We start from the raw sequence: 19,837 nt of genomic DNA on the forward strand, positions 1-19,837 counted from the left end.
ATGATGTTCATAAAAATCGCCCTATTGGGAACGATCATGTATTTTAGTTCTATGGCCATGGGTATGGTTATGGCACTTTCGTTTTAGGAGGTATATGTTTTGTACTATGCAAATGTAGCCAACAATAAATTTGTACTGCCTGGAAGGGTAAGAATCTTCATAGAGGGATTAAAAGGTAATTCTGCATATGCTGAAAAGATAACCTGTCATCTTTCAGAGGAGAAGGGGGTATATAAGGTTACTGCCAATCATTATACCGGAAATATTCTTATATTTTTTGACGAGAAGGAAACCAATATCCTTACATTGGAAGATTTAATTTATAATGCTCGCCATGTGAATATATCCAATCATGCCTACGCCCTTATTGAATCCTATCAGGAGATACAGCCAAAGGATCAAGTAAGGACTGGAATCAATAAGGTAGTACTATGTGGTTCAATTCTGACAGGCATCATGATCAAACAAATCTTATTTGGCAGAACAGTCTTAGCCCAGGATGAAGTCATATTTACTATAGCAACGGTGACTACCCTCGTTACAGGTTTTCCTATCTTTAAAAAAGGAATCGATCGTATCCAGATCAATGGACGATGGAACTGTAATTTATTGTTGAGTATTCTAAGTCTTACTTGCATTGTACTGAGAGAAAGCACCTTAGGTTTATTTATTATTACCATGATCTATTTAAGCGAAACCGTTGTTGCCTATTTAGATGAACAATCAAAAAAGATGATACAAGATCTGCTTCGCCATCGAAGGGGATTTGTTTATAAAATTGAGGATGGACAAAAGGTACAGATCTCCTATGAAGATATAAAGAAAGGCGACCGGGTGTTATTCCAGTCTGGGGAGTTTATCCCCATTGATGGAGAAGTGATGAAAGGCAATGGCGCAGTGAATTATGCAATTCTTACTGGTGAGTCATCCCCCCATTATGTTCATACAGGGGAACCGGTCTATTCTGGTACTACCCTAGAGGATGGAGAAATAGAGGTACGGGTTTTGGCAACGGGAGATACCACGGAATATAGAAAAATCTTAAAAATGATAGAGGCATCGTGGAAGGAAAAGCTGAACTTTGAAGACACGGTAGATCAATATTATCATAAAATGATGCCCTATACTGTTCTCGCTTCACTGGCGGGATTCGCTTTCACCAGAGATCCCATGATGCTATTAAGCCTATTATTGGTAGCCTGCCCAAAACCAGCGTATGCAGCTACCCCTATGGCATTAAAGGCAGCTATTATGAATGCTTACGCCCATGGTATATACATAAAAAGACCCAAAAGTATAGAATCCATGAACAAAGTAGATAAGATCATTTTTGACAAAACAGGTACCCTTACCTATGGAAAACCCCAGGTAAGGGATATTATAAAAATTGGGGAGAATACAGAAGAAAAGATCCTTTCCATTGCTGCATCCTGTGAAGGACAAAACCAGCACCCTGTTGCCAAGGCACTGCAAAAGGAAGCAGAACATCGCGGCATTCACCTGCAGAATGTTGACTCATTGGATTATCAGATAGGCAAGGGAATCATTGGGAAGGTGGACGGCAAAGAAGTACTTGTGGGGAATAAGGAAATGCTCATAGCTCATAATGTACGTGTTTCGGATTTTAAATCAAAAGAGAAAAAATTAAAGCAATCGGGGCAGAGCCCAATTTATGTTGTATATGATAAGGCTGTGATTGGATTGATTGGTGTTCAAGATGAGTTGAGGGGAGAATCATTCCTCACATTGGAGGAAATCCGGGGTACTGGCCCTATAGATATCGAGATTTTATCAGGAGATGAGAATGAGATCGTCAATCAAATGGGACGAGCGATGGGTGCTGATTTTTATCGAGGAAGTATGCTTCCCCAGGAAAAAAATGAAAGAATAAAAGGATTGAGGAACAGCGGTAAGGTTGTAGCCATGGTTGGGGACGGTATCAATGACTGTCCTGCCCTAAGTAGAGCAGATGTGGGTATTGCAATTTCCAATGGAGATAATCACGATGCAGCAGCAGGGGCTGATATGGTGGTTGTCAATGAAAATATGTATTCTATTCCCAGTATCATGGACCTCAGCAAACATACGATGAATAATATTTATCAAAACCATACCTTATCCATGGGTTTAAATTTTGTAGGGATTGTTTTGGTGCTGAGCAATCGAATCGGTCCCTTTGGTGCGTCTTTATATAAGGATATTCATAGTCTCATCATTATGCTTAACGGCATGAGACCCCTTCGATACGAAATGAAATATTTAGATAGGCAGGTGAAGTAGTTGGAGAATATCAATGAATTGAAAGAAGGATTCGAAAAGTCCTTCGGAGATTTGCGAAATCTTATTGAAGTTAGTTTTGAAATGATAGAAAAGAATCCGCAACAGCAGGATCAAATCGTTGATATGTGGAAAGACTCGGTTCAAAGCTTTTCTGGCTATGCAATCCAGTGCAGTGAAAAGCATAACAATAGAGAGGTGTACAAAGCAATTGCCAAAACGCTGATTTTTGGGAAATAGTGGAGGAGGTTGATGAAATGAATGATATGATGAAGCCCTTTGGTTCTCAGAGTTTTCTAATTGGCTTAGGCGTAGCAGCAGTGGGATATTTCTTTGGACCCCAGATCAAGCAAGCAGTACGTCCTGCAGCGGTAAAAGGCGCCCAGGGGATGATGATGTTTTCAGACAAAACAAAAGGCATGTTTGACGAAGGTAAACATATGATGGGAAATATGATGGACAAAGCATCCCATATAGGGCAGGAGCACCATATGGCAGGACAAATGGGCGTACATGAAATGCTTATGAAAGAGTTAAGGGAAGAGCGGGAACGAACCAATCGACTCATGGAGCAATTAAATACCTCCATTACAGGATTAAAGGATGAAATTGCCCATATTAAGAATACCAGCAGCAACACAGCAGCAGATCATATGTAACATATTCTAAACAGGTTATTATGATGACAACAAGGAGAAATGGAGAATGCATCGTTTTGACATACTATCTGCCATACCGGGGAGAATCAGAATAAGGTATCATGATTTGCTTCGTTGTCCTACGAGATCTATGGTTTTGGAAAGGGAGCTTTCTGAGCTTAGGGGGATTCTTGAAGTAAAGGTAAGCTGCCATACAAACGGGGTGCTGATTTTATATAATCCTCAAGGCATTGAAATCAAGGAGATAATCCAAAGGATACTATCTATCAATCTGATAAAGCCTATAAAAAACTTGGTAGAAACTATAAAAGAAAAAAAGATATTGGAACCTAAGGAGCTGCCTATATCCTTTCAAAAACAGCAAGTGATTCTATCAGGGGCGGTATTGGCCTACACGTTTGTCAAAACCGTTGTTTTTGGTGTGCCATTGATGAGCCTGGGACCATTAAATATTGCTTCTATTACAACATTAGCCACGGGCTGGGCTATCTTCAAAAGTGGAATACATGGGTTGATCCGTGAAAGGAAATTTAACAATGATTTCTTAATTGCTACAGCTACTGCCTTATCCCTGGCGATGGGAGAGTATATGACAGGACTGGTGGTCATATGGCTCATCAACATCAGTGAATTGTTTGAAGCCATTACCATCGATCGTTCAAGAAAGGCCATACGTAGTATGCTCAGCAATACCCAGGAAAAAGCATGGCTATTGGTAGATGGAGAGGAAATTTCGTTAGATGTAAGGGATTTAAAGGTAGATGATGTCGTGGTGGTTCATAGTGGGGAAAAGATTCCAGTGGATGGCACGATTATTCGAGGAGAAGCATTAGTCAATCAAGCGCCGATTACAGGAGAATCAGTTCCCATCATGAAGGAAATAGGGGGAACTGTTTTTGCAGGTACCATCGTAGAGCAGGGAAAAATTTATGTTCGAGGACAAAAAGTGGGGGATGATACCTCCATTTCCAGGATCATTCATATGGTGGAACAGGCAAGTACTACGAGGGCACCTATCCAGAACATTGCAGATGTTTATGCGGATAAGCTGGTTCCCTGGTCTTTTGCACTATCAGGCTTGGTATATCTCTTTACAGGTGATTTTATAAGAGCTGTGACTATACTCATCGTGGCTTGTCCCTGCGCAGCGGGTTTGGCAACACCAACGGCACTGGCAGCGGCCATGGGAAACGCAGCGAAGAAAGGGATATTGATCAAAGGAGGTAGGTACCTAGAAGAAATTGGACAGGTAGATACTGTTTTATTTGACAAAACAGGAACACTCACCAAAGGAAAACCCAATGTTACCTCTATTTATCCTATCGATGCTGCCACCAATCAAGAGGAAACCATGTATATTGCAGCCAGCTGTGAGCAGGGAAATCGACATCCATTGGCCATGGCCGTGGTCAATAAGGCATTGGAGATGGGTGTACAGCCAGAGGTGCCGGATGAAGTAGAGGTTGTCATCGGCAGAGGGGTTACTGCTGCATTTAGAGAAAACCAGGTACTGCTAGGTAGCAGGAGGATGATGCAGGAAAATCATATCGATTTATCCAGTGGAGAAGAGTTTGAGCGACTTATGGCACGAGAAGGGGAAACCACCATTTATTTGGCACAGAATAACAGGTTGTCGGCCATGATCGGCATCAAGGATGTAATTAAGGAAGAAAGTCCTGTGGCAGTGATGGCGTTGAATGAAAGAGGTATTGATGATATTGGCATGATTACAGGAGATAGTGAAGCCACTGCCCTGGCCATAGCCAAGGAACTGGCAATCAAAAGGATCATGAGCAATGTACTCCCTGACGGAAAAGCAGAAGTTGTAGCCATGGAAAAGGAAAGAGGAAAGCGAGTATTGATGGTGGGGGATGGCGTCAATGACTCGCCAGCCTTGGCGCTAGCAGATGTGGGCGTAGCCATGGGAACAGGAGGGACTGATATTGCCATCGAAACAGCCGATATTGTATTGGCTGGAGATAATCCTGTAAAGATCGTGGAAGCCGTAGATATCAGCCGAAAGACCATGGCAGTCATCAAGCAGAGCTATGGCATTGCCATCGGGATCAATGCTTTGGGGATTATTTTGGGCGCTGCCAGTCTGATTTCACCGTTGACTGCGGCTATTTTACATAACGCTAGTACTGTAGGGGTTGTGATTAACTCCAGCAGACTGCTGAAGTATGAACCAAAGACAGCTGGGCAAAGTAATACATTTCACAATGGCGAAATGAGTCATTTAATGTCGATAAAAAAATAAAGGGAATTTTCCTTTTATGTAAAAAATTATAAAACTATGGGAAACAATGTAAAATAAAAATCGATAAAGGCAAACTTGCCGAAAGACAAGGACGCAAAGCCACGGGTCTAAAGCATTCGCTATGATCGCCGGGCTGCCGATGAATGAGCCTAGAGCACCTCTATGCCTTTTTCGGCATGGAGGTTTTTTATTTTATAGTATCTGTTTTCTGCTTGTATCCCATCTCGTATTTCATCATAACCTCGATTCAACGAATGGACTTATTTTCAAAATTTACTATGCATTCGAACACAAAAAAAGAATCAGAAAGGAGTAATACAATGCAGAGAAAAAGAAGTATAGTGGCCTTAATCTTAGCTTTAATGCTGATGTTTTCCAGCATAAATGTTAGCTGGGGAGCCAGTGGGGGAATCCAGCCCCAGGGAACCATACAAGTCGATAGCAATCATGTGGTATGGATGTCCTATGACAGTGGGAACTGGGATATCTACCATTTAGACTTGGTAGGAGGCACTGTGGATCAGATTACCACAGACTTTAACACCCAGGGTTATCCTGATGTTTGGCAGAACTACATCGTATGGCAGGACAATCGGGACCATTTGATTGATGGAACAGGATATTTTGATATTTATCTCTACGACATGACCACGGACACAGAGAGAAAGATATCAAACGTAGAAGGAAACCATCAGACACCTGTTATAGCGAAAGATAAGGTAGTATGGGTAGATCATAAGGATGGGAAGAAGGATGTTATGCTTTATGATTTAAGAAATGATACCTTAAAGAAAGTGTCCTCCGATGGAGCCCAGGCCTTTGGGGTCACATTTGATGGTGATGTGATTGCATGGATGGATTCTCGGGGAGGAGACTTTGATATCTATATGTACGCCTTGACAGAGGGCAAAGAAAAACAGATTACCTATGGCTTGGGAGATGAGGTTGCTCCTTTGAGTGATGGCGGAAAAATTGTTTGGATGATCGAACACAATGGATACAAACAGGCATATATGTATGATACGACAAATGATCTTAAGACGAAATTAACGGTTGGACAGGAGAATCACAGACCAATAGCCTTTTTAGGAAATACACTTTTGCTTATTAAAAATGACAAATTGATTTTGAATGATGTAAACAACATTACGGATCAAGCGATCAAATCTCCCTTTGATACCCTGCCGAAGCAGGCGTTCTTAATAGGGGACAAGGTAGTTTGGTATGATGGCAAAAACATTATTACAGAATCGGTGCAGGCAGCACTAGATCGAGCTCAAAATACGGCCAATGCACCACTGCCTACACCAAGTACCTCTGATTCAAGGGACTACAAGGTAAAGTTGCCAGAAAACAAAATACTGGTAAAAGCAAACGAAGATACGATTGCATCCTCCAAGGATGGAAGGATGACGCTAAAAATCACGAAGGGAAGCTTCGAACAGGATATATACATGACCTTGAGCCAGCAAACCCCTTCCGCAAAAGACCCATATATAGCTCTCACCCCAATCTATACTTGGGAGATTGAAGGGAACCTGAAGCCGATTTATCCTATGGAGCTGACCTTAAACTATGACAAGATCAATCTGCAAGGGATGGATAAGAAGGTAAGTATCTACAGCATACACCAAGATGGTACATTAAAACCTATGAATGCATCGCGGAATCATACCATGAAACAGCTAGTTACACTAATAATGGATAATGGCAAGACGGCTCTTATGCTATACAACAAGCAGTTTAAAGACATGAATCGCCATTGGGCCCGTGAAATCGTGGATGTAATCGCGGCCAAGCATATCATCAGCGGATATGAGGATGGAAGCTTTAGGCCCGATAAACAAATGACCAGAGCTGAATTTGTAACCATCATCATGAAGAGTATGGGAGATGGTAAAGCCAATCAAAATCTGCCAACCGAAAAAAAATTTGTTGATGTAGAGAATCATTTCTGGGCCAAGGAGTTTATCTATGGTGCCCATCAGAAAGGCTGGGTGTCAGGTTATGATGGTAAATTCAATCCAAATCAACCCATCACCCGGGAGCAGATGGTTACCATCCTGATGAAGGTTTTAGCAGATACGAGCAGTGAACCAAACATAGGAAATGCCATAGAACTGAATAGTTTTAAGGACCATCAGATGATTAGCCAATGGGCGCTAGAATCCATGGAAAAGGCTGTAAACTATGGCATCATCAAAGGCTATGATAATGAACTGATGCCTCAGAAAAATGCCACAAGGGCTGAAGCAGCGGCGATGCTGTACCAGTTCCTAGAGAAATTAAACAGACTATAGCTATATAAAAGATTTATAAGAAAGGGAGGCGAAATGAATGCATAAGATATGGCAGAAGTATGTTTCTTTTCTGTTGGTATTTACCATCATGTTTACCATGGTACTGCCTATAGAAGCTTTTGCAGATGCAAGTGATGGAATTGGAGCACCGGTTAAATTCACAAAGACAGAACCTTCAATTTTTAATCCCCATAAGGGAGAGACCACAAAAATATTGTGGAATTTTCAAATATCTCATGAGGCCAGCGTAGAGATTAAGGATAGGAACAATGGATTGATTCGAACAATACATAGTTCTAAGCATTATCCTGGGGACTATACAACGAATCAAGAAACCTGGGATGGTAAAGATGATCAAGGAAACATTGTTCCCAATGGCGTTTATAAAATATATATTGAACCTAAAGAGGATAATTGGAAACAATACCCTTCGGAAACAACCGTGATGGTTTTAGATAAACCTTCTGAAGATATTGCATTGGCACCAAATGTTGAAGGAGAGCTATTTCTCCTATATGGTGCAGCCGAGGTAAATGAATCTGGCGAGGATGAATATACAGATGGTGTTGAAGTATTTATAGATGGAGATTCTTTAGGAGCAGCAGACCTTGATTTGGGAATGTGGTCCATGGAGATTACTTTACCTGTGTATCAAGAGGTGGAAATAACAGCTATAAAAACAAATATGGTTCCCCATGAGGAAACTGATGAGCAGGGAAATACCTATATTGTTTATGAGCCAGAAGAGATAGATTTAGGTCCGATTCATGTTCTGAAACATAGCATAAGACCCTATGACCGATTAAAGGAACTAGCGGGATATTATTATGAGAACAGTGATAAGTATGCAGATATCATTGAAGATAATGAATTGGCAAAGCCCTATAATGTAAAAATAGGTGGCAATCTATTAATTTTCAATCCTGTAAAAGATGGGGAACCACCTTATTCGGAATTCTATGATCCTGAAAACATGCAAGGCACATGCGGGGTTGTCAATCTCCTTACAGGAGAAACCGTATTCAGTGAAGACCCAGTGAATCTTGCTACAGGTAACTTTACCTATAGCTATGAAGACTTTAAAATTGGTGGAAGTCAGCCTATATCCTTTGTGCGCTTCTATAATTCCAGAGATCAATATACTGGTGATTTAGGGATGAACTGGCACCATAGTTTCGAGTATCGTCTACAAGATATGGGTGATGGTACAGTAAAGATAATCTTCTATGACGGTCATCGTGAATCCTACACGATGAATAGTAATGGCAGTTTTGAATCTCCAGAAGGGAATCTTAACAAACTTAAGAAAAATAGCGATTTAACGTATACTTTAACAATGGACAACAAATGGCAGTATCATTTCAATGAAAGAGGAGAACTAACATCTATTGTAGACAATAATGGAAATAAAACATCCATGTTCTATGAAGATATGCTGTTAAAAGAGGTTAGAAACGATAGTGGCTATATACTTCTTCAATATTATAAAGAAGGACGTATCAGAAAGATATCTGATCAGACAGGACGCTATGTGGAATATAACTATGATGGAGATGATTTAATTTCCTATAGAGATCCCGAAGGAAATGTAATTGAGTACAGATATGATGGTGAACATCAGTTGACTCGAATCATAAGTCCATTAAAGGATGGCAGTGTCCATAATGTTTATGACAATAAAGGCAGAGTCATCGAACAAACCTTGGCGGATGACAGCAAGATGTATTTCAGCTATGATGAAGCCAAGAGAACAACAACCCTTACAGAACGGGATGGCAGTGAAACGGTATATAAATATGATGAAAACTTCAGAATCACTGAGATCATTTATCCGGACGGTGTAGAAAAGAAAGTATTTAACGGTGATGGAGAAGTTGAAACATATACGGATAAGAGAGGCTTTACTTATACTTATGGGTATGATAGCCGAGGAAATGTAACATCAGTGAAAGATCCTATGGGGTATTTTACCACATATACTTATGATCAAAATAACAAGATGACTTCCATCACATATCCAGATGGAAAAACCTATGATTTTTCCTATGATGAACGGGGAAATATGCGAACAAGCACAGATCCTCTTCAGCGAACATCAGAATTTCAATATAACGCAAAAGGATTGCCTTATAAGCTAATACAATCCGATGGCAGTTATATTGAAATGCGTTATGACAACAAAGGCAATGTCTATGAAATGGTAGATCCTTTAGGCTATGTTACAAAGTATGAATACGATGAACTTAACCGAGTGAAAGCTATCGTGGAGCCTGAAGGGAATCGTACATCCTATGAATATACCAAGACAGGAAAAATCAAAAAAGTAACGGACGCAGAAGGAAATACTGCATCCTACGTGTATAATGCCAATGGAATGGTGAAGCAAGTAACAGATCCTAACGGAAATGTTACAACCTATGAATACAATAAGGGAGACCAGCTGATAAAGATGGTAGACCCGTTAAAAGGGATTACAGAATTTGAATATGATCGTATGGGAAATGTAAATAAAGTTATTGATGCCAATGGCGGAATTACTACCTATATCTATGATAGTCAAAAAAGATTGACTTCAGTGAAAGACCCTGAAAACTATACCTATGAGTATCAGTATGATCCAAACGGAAATATGATCAAAGCCATTGATCCGAAGCAAAATGAAATCAATTATGAATATGATGCCCTAAACCGACTGGAAAAAGTTAAGGATGCAAATTTGGCGGAAACCAAGTATGAATATGATGCTGTAGGAAGAATCAAGAAACTTACCAATGCTTTAAATCATACCATTGAATATGACTATTATGATGATGGAAAAGTAAATACCGTAAAGGATGAAATGAACAACATCACCTCCTTTACATATAACGAGCTGGGTCTTGTAGAAACTGTAACCGATGCCAAGGGGGCTGTGACGAGATACGAATACAATTCCCTAGGCAAGATGACAAAATTAACAGACCCGGAAGGAGCTGTAACAGAGTGGAAGTACGATAAAAACGGCAACGTAAAGACCACCATCGACCCATTAGGCAATCAAACGAGCTACAACTATAATCGCTTAAATCGTGTAAAAACCATTACCAATGCCCTAGGTCACAGCAGATCCTTTGAGTATACAAAGATGGGCCAAGTGGCAGCTGCAACCGATGAAAACGGAAACCGAACAGAATACAAGTACGATGCTCGAGGAAACCTCATAGAAGTCATCGATGCCAAGGGCCATAGTACAAAATATGTATATGATAAATTAGGGAACCTCACAGAAATCCATCAACGCAGAAGCCTGGATGAGCAAACAACAGCAGGATTTACCCAGGCTAGCCTGTTATCAGTTCCTGTAAACCAAACCGTAACCGACGGCGTATATACAGAAACTGAAAATGTGGAAGAACAGACCGTAGCGGGAAGTGTATATGGATCAGGAGAAGACACGCCACTGATTACACAGCCTGAAAATGGACAAGCCACTGTGGCAGGAGCAGTCTATGCCCAAATGCTGTCACCTTTTACAGACCTACAGTCTACCTTCTTTACCTATGACAAGAGGGGGCTTTTGACAGAGGCCCAAGATGCAGCAGGGAAGGTAACCGTCTATGAATACGATGAAAATGGTAACCTGATCTCTCAAAAGGATCGAGATGGCTATAACACAACCTATGACTATGATCCAAATAACCTGCTAAAGAAAATCAACTACAACAATGAAAAGCAAGTGGAATTTAAATACAATCCACTGGGTCAAATGACAGAAATGAGAGACTGGCTGGGGACCACAAAGCTAGACCTAGACCCACTGGGAAGAATCCTAAAGGTAACGGATTTTGACAACCGAATTACAGAATACACCTGGAGCCCTACGGGAGAGAAAAAATCTATCACCTATGCCGATGGCACCCAGGTATCCTACGGATATGACCTGACGGGAAGATTAACTTCCGTACGGGATCATTTCGGTAAATTAACGACATACCAATACAATCCATTGGGTAATGTGATGGAGAAGATTCTGCCAAACGGTTCCAAAACTAAGTATGATTATGACTCTGTATCCCAAATTACTGAGCTTAAAGAATTAAGCCCAACGGGACAGGTCACCGATCGATACAAATACTACTACGATCCAGCAGGGAATAAGATCAAGATATCCAAAGAAAGAAATGACCTGGATATCGAAGCGGCAGCTGGTGAAGAGTGGGAAGAGATAACCTACAAATATGACCCACTAAATCAGCTGACAGAAGTCATGAAAAACAATCAGGAAAACAGAAAATATTTCTATGATACCCTAGGAAACAGGGTAAGAATGGAAGAATGGTCCGGCAGTGAAGTCAAAGATGCCATCAACTACCAATACGATGAATTAAATAGACTCATTGCAACCTATGATGACATCATCACTGATGAAGAAGACGGAGAAAAAATCTACGAATACGACAACCGGGGCAACTTGATTAAACTCAGAACAGAAGGTAGAATATTTAATAAGTACGATTACGATGCAACAAATAAACTGGTCAAAGTAACCAACAAACACAACGATATTACCAAATACACCTATGATGGCTTTGGCAACAGAATCAAAACCATCACCCAGCTAGACCAACCCGGTGGAGACAACCGACCATTACCGCCTGGCCATGGTGGAGAAATACCAGGCAACGGAAACGGCAATGATGGAGACAATCCAGGAAATCACTATGGCAACGATAATAACAATGGAAATCCAAAACCAGGCTGGGGACATCAGAACAAACGGGACTACATGGAACAAAACTTCGTGGTAGACATCACATCCTCATACAACAATGTACTGATGATCTACGGAAACCACTACCAGATTCAACGCTATACCTATGGTTTAGATAGAATCAGCATGGATATGTGGATGCTGGAGGACCATGATAATGGATGGATTCCAAGGGGATTAGAAACAAACCTCTCAGGAACACCAGAAAGGGTATATTACCTACAGGATGAATTGGGAAGTACCGCAAAACTCATCGGAGAAGACGGTAAAACATCGGCCCATTACAACTACGATGAATTTGGCAGACCATTATCCTTTAGAAAGTTCGACCAAAACTGGCCGGGGCCAGACAATACCTTTGGATACACAGGCTACCAGTATGACACAGCAGCAGAAATGTGGTATGCCCAAGCAAGATATTATGCACCAAAGGTAGGAAGATTTATATCAGAGGACAGCTATAAAGGGCAGATAACAAATCCTCAGAGTTTGAATCTATATGTCTACTGTACAAACAATCCCCTTATCTACATTGACCCATCTGGAAATATGGGTGTAAGACAAGTAGATGATTTACTCAAGGGTATGGCAAGCGGCCTTGCTGATAATATCAAGGGCATGGTTGATATATGGGGTACTGCGAATACACTAGTAACCATAGCTAGACAGCTTATTACAGGAGACATGACTGTTGCCCAATTGGCACAAGCTGGTTTAGAAGGTGCCGTAGCTGATTACATGTATATTCTGAAAAATGCCAAGGTACTTAGCCCTACTACATGTGCAACCAATGAAGCTGTGTTTGAGATGGGTAAACGCATAGGGTCCATTCTTACGGATACAGTGTTAGCTTTAACGGGCGCTGCTGCTGCGAAAGTACTTAAAGTGTTGTCAAAAACTAAGGCAGGAGCTAAAATTGTTCAGTCTCTTGAAAAAGTTTTTAAAGGAGTGAACAAGTTTGTAGATGAAATACCCAAGTCACTTTTAAATGGCCCTGCAGACACTTATGTTTATTATGGTATAAAAGATGGAAAGATAGATTATGTCGGAATATCTAAAAATATGGATAACAGATTTGCCCAACATGGTGATAGATTTGATAGACTTGTGCCTGTTACTAGCGAACCTTTAACAAGAGACCAGGCGAGGGCTATTGAGCAGGTATTGATTGAAAAGAACCCTCAGTTTAGTAATAAGATAAATAGCATTAGTCCTAAGAATGTAATTTATAATGATGCTATTGATTGGGCAACTAAGTGGCTAAAAGATAATAATTTGCTGAAATAAGGGGTGTATAATGAAATTCACGAATGAGTTAATAAAAATTAAGTCTTCAAAAATGAAGACAAACGCAGGGGATGTTTTTATAATCCAACCAAAAGATTCTCTATATATATATGGTAGGGTTATTAGAACAGATATTAAAAACTTTGGAAATCTAGAATGGAATCTTATCTATATATATGATGAGATTAAGCGGAGGATTGATGAATCATATGTCTTAGATCCAAACAAGTTGCTTATTCCACCTCAGATTGTGAATAATCAGGGCTGGATAAAAGGGTATTTTTATACAGTTGGAAATAAACCCTTAACTACTAGTGATTACGCGAGAAATTATGGGTTTTGGGATACCCTAAGAGCGATATATGTTGATGAGGATGGCGTACCTATGAATGTAAAACCTAGTATGTATACAGATTATGGATTAGGTAGTTATGGGATTGTTGGATTAGATGTTCAAAAGGCGTTGGAGAAAAAGAACATTATATAGGACATTAATAATTGTGACATGGGGACGGAATGCCGTAGGCAATGGTTAGAGATTTTAATATACTGGAAGATTCACGGCAGTGACTGATATGGAAGGTGTCAAAAAAGAATCATTACGACAGAGGGAAAATAATATCCCCTGTCGTTTTTTTCTTTTCTTAGAGGAAGAATGCCAGGGACAAGGGGACAGGTACCTTGTCCCTCAAATCAAAGCATGATATGATTAATTTGGGGGTGATGATTATGCCAAGACAAGCGCGGGAGAAAAGTAACAGCGAAATATACCACCTAATGCTAAGGGGTATCAATAGACAGAATATCTTTGAAGATGAAGAAGATCGACAAAGATTTATAGAAACAATAGGCTATTATAAAACAATTAGTAATTTTGAGCTATATGGATATTGTCTGATGGACAATCATATTCATCTACTTATAAGAGAAATTGATGAATCAATATCAAAGACTGTGAAAAGAATTAGCAGTAGTTATGTGTACTGGTATAATCAAAAATACGGTCGGTGTGGTCATCTATTTCAAGAAAGGTTTAAAAGCGAAGCTGTAGAGACGGACGAGTATTTTCTCATGGTTCTTAGGTATATTCATCAAAATCCAGTTAAGGCAGGAATAACAAAAGATATGGGGAAATACTTGTGGAGTAGTTATAGAGAGTATGTAGAGACGCCAATTTATGCTGATATAAATTTTGCCTTGGATATCTTTTCTGAGGATAAAATGAAAGCGATAAAATTATTCCAAGGGTTTATGAATGAGAAAAACAATGATCAGTGCTTGGAATATAAAGAAAGAATCAAAATATCTGATAAAGAAGTAATAAACTATTTTGAGCAGCTAGGAGTTGCCAATATAAGTGAACTGCAAAAACTTGAAAAAGGGCGACGCGATGAGGTTATAAGGGAGATTAAAAAGATAGAAGGGATTACAATTAGGCAAATAGCAAGAATAACTGGAATACCTAAAAGCATAGTGGACAGAGCTTAACTGGGACGAGGAACCTGTCCCCTTGTCCCTTTCTGATGAATTCATATTTCCATAATAGAAGGATTAATGAAGCTATTGATTCAATAAATAAGATTGTGGGAAAAGAGATTAATGATGCTGCACTTTATGAAGAGCTGGAAAGGATTTCTTCCATTATAGACAAGTATCATTTCCCCAGTGAAGATTTTCAAGCTATTCTGAGTCAACATGAGAATTATCAATCTGAGGTGTTTGTAGGGCAATTAGACAGGTATGTGAATCAAAAGCCAGATGATACACTAGCAAGGTATTATTTAGCAGATGCTTTGTATGAATTAAAAGAATACGAGGATTCAGAGAAGCAAATTGTTAAAATTTTAGAGAATGATCCTGCATTTAATGATGGATATCTTTTTCTGGCAGCTATCTACAGGGAAAGGCATGATTATGATAGGGCATTGGAGTATTGTCAAAAGTCACTAGCACAAAACATTGAAAATATATATGCATACACTACTATGACAAGGATTGAACTGAAACGTCATCAGGATGAAGATGCTTTGAACATGGCTATAAAAGCATATGAATTAGATGACCACGACATTGAGGCTATTTCCAATCTTTCATTAGCCTATCATTATAATAATTTTGCAAAGGAAAGAGACGAACTCCTAGCGAAACTAAATGAAATAAATACAGCCTATAGTAACGAAAAAGTTCAGTTTCTAACCTCTGTATTTGACGGAACGGACCCATGGAGAGATTAGATATATACTTGCTTAGTTTTTTAATTTTACGGATGTGCAAGTGAATAGACAGTGAGAAATATGAAAACATTTTGATGAAGTGGAGGGATAGTATGTTTTTTATACCAGGATTTTTAATTTCTATTGCAACTTTTCCAGGTGTCATTGTCCATGAATTGGCACACCAGATATTTTGCAGAATTTCTAGGGTGGCTGTATTAGATGTGTGTTATTTCAGATTTGGCAGCCCTGCAGGATATGTGATCCACGAGATTCCACGAAAATCATCACAACATATTTTGATTGGTATAGGTCCGTTTTTTCTAAATACAATTCTCGGAGCGCTCATCGCCTTGCCGGGAGCCATCCCAGTTATCAAATTTGGAACAGGAAACATCATAGATTATATATATATTTGGCTTGGTATCTCAATAGCCATGCACTCTTTTCCTAGCACAGGAGATGCTAAAAGCATGTGGAGCGAAGTAATCAAAAAAGAAACATCAATTTCAATGAAAGTGTTAACCGCACCGATTGTAGGGATCATTTATTTATGTGCATTAGGATCTGTCTTTTGGTTAGATTTCTTCTATGGAATGGCAGTGGCGATGTTTGTTCCTGATTTGATTATTAAATTACTTGTATAGGCGTATAATGCGATAGGATGCCCTGGCCATCAGATTTTCAATTTTTACAATGTAACATGACGTGACAAAGGGACTCCATACCGTCCCCATATCGCGTATTTTATGTAATATTATTGACAAAGGTATTAGGATTGGCCCCTCTGAATCAGGTACAAACGAGATTTATAGATGTTGAAGCAACAGATTGGTATGCAGAGGGGGATTCAAATAGCCATTGTAATGGATCGTATAAGCGGATACGATGATAATACATTTAGACCAGAACAGCCAATTAAGAGACATGAAATAGCTGCGATTACTGTAAGAGCTTTAGAAATGATTAAAGGTAAGCAGGATGAAGAATAAAAATCATTAGATTCCTTGACCGATATCAATACTATTGATGGGAGGGCAAAGAATTGTGTGAATAAATCAGTAAATATTGGATTAATGGTAGGAAAATCGAAGTAAGATTTTGAGCTTAAAGCTTATACAACCCGTGCAGAAGCAACAACGCTATTAAAGAATTTATTAGATAAGATTTCATTCTTAGCATACTAGATGGAAATATGGATTTAGTTAAGAAGTGCGACAAGAGACAGGTTCTATTGTCGCATTCTTCTTGTTAATGTATAGAGGTCTTTTTACTGCATGCCCTTAAGCATTCTGCACAGCCTTTCATGGTGTAGGAAAGACAATTATAGGTGTGGAATCGGTTATTGGTAAATGCTTTTCCTGGGCATGCTTCAATACATTGACCGCAGCTGGTACAGTGTTCCTGACATCCCTGTTGTTGATTCTCTATGGATGGTTCCAAAGGGGCATTTGTAAATAAGGCAGCAAAAAGAAGTCCAGAGCCATAATCCTTGTTTACTACAAGTCCGTTGCGGCCCCACTGACCCAAGCCAGCAGAAACAGCTAGGGGACGAAAGTCTCCATAAAGAGATAGTACGGTTTTATAGTATGCAGTATATCCCTCGGCTCTAAGTTTTTTTGCAATCACATCCTGGACATGTTTGCTGACAGAATACTCCTTTCCAAGCATTAAGGCAGTTTGTAAGGGTTCTTTAAGAAACCATTGGTCTGTGAAGGGGAATCCTAAAAGGATTACGGGGTCAACCCTCCTTATTTTTGTAAAGCCCACCAATAAAGCTCCCTCTTGAAGGGCGGTGGCTTTTATATGGTTTTCCAAAGCATTAGGGCTATGCATAAAAATCCTCCTCTAAGGGTCGATAGAAACGCTTTTACGTACCCATAGTTTCTGCATACCTATACGGAATATACCAAAGGTTAGTATTAAACGTTATGGTTTATTTTCCATTGATTGATGCGATGCGGTTAACTGCCTCCATGAGTTTGGCAAACTTCACGGGCTTCAGTGACTGTGCACCGTCTGAAAGGGCATTTTCTGGTTCATGATGAACTTCCACGATCAAGCCATCGGCGCCTACGGCGATTGCAGCTTTAGAAAGGGGCTCAACCATGGCCCATTTGCCAGCGGCGTGGCTGGGGTCGACGATGATTGGTAAGTGACTCAATGCTTTTATCGCGGGAATAGCGCTAAGATCTAGGGTGTTTCTTGTATAGGTTTCAAAGGTTCGTATACCTCTTTCGCAAAGGATGATATTTTGGTTTCCTTCTGACATGATATATTCTGCTGACATCAATAACTCTTCAATTGTGGCAGACAAGCCTCTTTTTAGTAAAATTGGTTTCGAAGTTTGACCACACTTCTTCAACAGGGCAAAGTTCTGCATATTTCTAGCACCAATTTGCAGAATATCCGCATACTCTGCCACTAAATCAAAGGTTTCAACACACATGACTTCTGTGACAATCGGCATACCCGTTTCTTTTTTTGCTTTCCGTAGGAGTTTCAAGCCTTCTTCACCAAGACCTTGAAAACTGTAAGGTGATGTTCTGGGCTTGAAAGCACCACCTCTTAAAAATTGTGATCCATGTTCTTTTACGCTTTGTGCGATGGTCATAAGCTGACTTTCACTTTCTACAGAACAAGGGCCTGCCATAATGGCAATGTTTCCGCCTCCAATTTTATAACCCTCCACATCTATGATGGTATCTTGAGGATGAAATACTCTGCTTGCAAGCTTAAAAGGGTGCTGCACTTTTAAAATTCTTTCTACATGGATGTTGGCTTCAAGCTGGCTAGGGTTTAACTTACCCGTATCTCCAATTAAGCCGAGTACGCAGTAATTAATGCCTTCGCAAATATGAACTGACAATCCTTGTGCCTCTAGCTTTTCTGTTAATTTTCTGATTTCTGTTTTTGGTGCTTCAGGTTTCATAATTATTACCATGGGTAATCCCTCCAATATAAATTTGATTGACTTAGAATCATATGCTGCAAGTATATCTTCAGGGCCCTTTGAAGATATAACGATAAAAAGGACATATAAATATAAAAAAAGGAGACTCGTCTAAGAGTCTCCTTATACCTACAGTTATGTTCATTTTATGGCAATCACTACCATTGAACTTGATGATCCATAGATTTTCTTAGAAAGAGTGAGTGTATAACTATTTTTTTGAATGCAAAATAACCAGCGCTATAAAAGTAAAAGCCCCAGTAAAAGTTAAAAAAATAGTTATTCAATTTGCAACCCTTTCTAATTGTTTTTTCCATGCTCATTCATCCTAACTTGAATTTAATATTTAGAAAATTAAAATTAATTATATTGGATGATATTATCTTTGTCAATAGGAAAATTTTCTTTGGGTAGTTATTTTGTTATTTTATCCGATATCCTTGATAGTATACTAATTATGTCATCTAACTTGATTTTGTGACACTTTCTTAATATATAGGAAATTATGGTCATATAATGTCCTATATATGGGGTGTGCAGAGGGGGATTCCCCTTTGCCGCTTTCAGGAAGGTGCTCAGGCTGTCTTGCAGCCGTCGAAGGAAACCTAGGGTTTCCTAGCGAAAACAAATTGCCGATAGGCAACTTTGTTCTCAGTATATAAAGCTGAGAAATTCCTTTCTTTGTCTTGTTAATTCTTCATATTGTTTTTCGTTAATTTTTCCTTCGGTAAGCATGAGATCACATAGGGTAATATAGTCTTCAATCACAGTAATCAATAAATTTTCTAGCATGTTGATAACCTCCACTTTAACAATTATGATCGTTGAGTAAATAATCTAATAACGTAAAAGTATACGAAGAAAAAGGGGAGTTTTGGTACTATATTCCTATATGATTGAAAAGAAGTTAGGACTCTGGTTGGGGAGTGGGGTATGTATAACAAAAAACCATTACCCTCAAGGGTAATGGTTTGATTGTATACTTTATACTGGATAGGTATTTTGATCCTTATCCACATAGGCGCTGTCGATTTGATACTTTTGAGCCTGACGATACTTAAAGTATTCAACAGCCACTTGAGGGAATAGGCCATAGGACAGTACATCTTCTTCCTGCTCTAAATATTCCTTCATTTCA

14 protein-coding genes and 1 riboswitch are annotated in these 19,837 nt (G+C 39.5%); of the genes, 11 read left to right on the forward strand and 3 right to left on the reverse strand.

The features are described 5' to 3' along the window. Positions 1-99 precede the first annotated feature (99 nt). The 11 genes from K0R93_RS02125 (at position 100) to K0R93_RS02175 (ending at position 16,738) form a co-directional block, all read left to right on the forward strand. Positions 100-2,280, forward strand: a complete 2,181-nt coding sequence (locus K0R93_RS02125) for a heavy metal translocating P-type ATPase (RefSeq protein ID WP_300296862.1) — start codon at positions 100-102, stop codon at positions 2,278-2,280. Beyond that, on the forward strand, positions 2,281-2,517 hold the full coding sequence (locus tag K0R93_RS02130; protein WP_300296864.1) for a hypothetical protein: 237 nt from the start codon (positions 2,281-2,283) through the stop codon (positions 2,515-2,517). 17 nt (positions 2,518-2,534) lie between these two features. Continuing rightward, positions 2,535-2,936 carry a hypothetical protein gene (locus K0R93_RS02135; protein ID WP_300296867.1) on the forward strand — a complete coding sequence of 134 codons (402 nt, stop codon included), beginning with the start codon at positions 2,535-2,537 and terminating at the stop codon, positions 2,934-2,936. Positions 2,937-2,982: 46 nt separating this feature from the next. Then, complete coding sequence (locus K0R93_RS02140) at positions 2,983-5,196, forward strand: heavy metal translocating P-type ATPase (RefSeq protein ID WP_300296869.1); 2,214 nt, start codon at positions 2,983-2,985, stop codon at positions 5,194-5,196. 58 nt (positions 5,197-5,254) lie between these two features. Continuing rightward, positions 5,255-5,337: riboswitch (cyclic di-GMP riboswitch) on the forward strand. A 179-nt stretch (positions 5,338-5,516) separates the two neighbouring features. Beyond that, positions 5,517-7,496 (forward strand): S-layer homology domain-containing protein, encoded by a 1,980-nt coding sequence (locus K0R93_RS02145; RefSeq protein WP_300296872.1) that lies wholly within the window; start codon positions 5,517-5,519, stop codon positions 7,494-7,496. Between the two features lie 37 nt (positions 7,497-7,533). After that, entirely contained in the window at positions 7,534-13,533 is a 6,000-nt protein-coding gene (locus K0R93_RS02150) for a DUF6531 domain-containing protein (protein WP_300296874.1), read from the forward strand. Between the two features lie 10 nt (positions 13,534-13,543). Continuing rightward, positions 13,544-14,020, forward strand: coding sequence for an Imm26 family immunity protein (locus K0R93_RS02155; RefSeq protein ID WP_300296877.1), 477 nt, complete (start codon positions 13,544-13,546; stop codon positions 14,018-14,020). Positions 14,021-14,262: 242 nt separating this feature from the next. Next, positions 14,263-15,021, forward strand: coding sequence for a transposase (locus tag K0R93_RS02160; protein ID WP_300296880.1), 759 nt, complete (start codon positions 14,263-14,265; stop codon positions 15,019-15,021). Between the two features lie 95 nt (positions 15,022-15,116). After that, entirely contained in the window at positions 15,117-15,767 is a 651-nt protein-coding gene (locus K0R93_RS02165; RefSeq protein ID WP_300296883.1) for a tetratricopeptide repeat protein, read from the forward strand. 92 nt (positions 15,768-15,859) lie between these two features. Continuing rightward, complete coding sequence (locus K0R93_RS02170; protein ID WP_300296886.1) at positions 15,860-16,393, forward strand: metalloprotease family protein; 534 nt, start codon at positions 15,860-15,862, stop codon at positions 16,391-16,393. A 168-nt stretch (positions 16,394-16,561) separates the two neighbouring features. Continuing rightward, positions 16,562-16,738 carry an S-layer homology domain-containing protein gene (locus tag K0R93_RS02175; protein WP_300296889.1) on the forward strand — a complete coding sequence of 59 codons (177 nt, stop codon included), beginning with the start codon at positions 16,562-16,564 and terminating at the stop codon, positions 16,736-16,738. Between the two features lie 259 nt (positions 16,739-16,997). Here the strand turns inward: K0R93_RS02175 and K0R93_RS02180 are convergent, their stop codons facing one another. The 3 genes from K0R93_RS02180 to K0R93_RS02190 all read right to left on the reverse strand — a co-directional run bounded on the left by K0R93_RS02180 (position 16,998) and on the right by K0R93_RS02190 (position 19,491). Then, positions 16,998-17,582 (reverse strand): 4Fe-4S binding protein, encoded by a 585-nt coding sequence (locus K0R93_RS02180; RefSeq protein WP_300296892.1) that lies wholly within the window; start codon positions 17,580-17,582, stop codon positions 16,998-17,000. 100 nt (positions 17,583-17,682) lie between these two features. After that, entirely contained in the window at positions 17,683-18,690 is a 1,008-nt protein-coding gene (gene aroF / locus K0R93_RS02185; RefSeq protein ID WP_300296895.1) for a 3-deoxy-7-phosphoheptulonate synthase, read from the reverse strand. Positions 18,691-19,350: 660 nt separating this feature from the next. Then, complete coding sequence (locus K0R93_RS02190; protein WP_300296897.1) at positions 19,351-19,491, reverse strand: hypothetical protein; 141 nt, start codon at positions 19,489-19,491, stop codon at positions 19,351-19,353. Positions 19,492-19,837: the final 346 nt, after the last annotated feature.

Origin of the sequence: Anaerosolibacter sp. (assembly GCF_029240175.1) — a bacterium.
In the GTDB taxonomy this organism is placed as follows: Bacteria; Bacillota; Clostridia; order Peptostreptococcales; family Thermotaleaceae; genus Anaerosolibacter.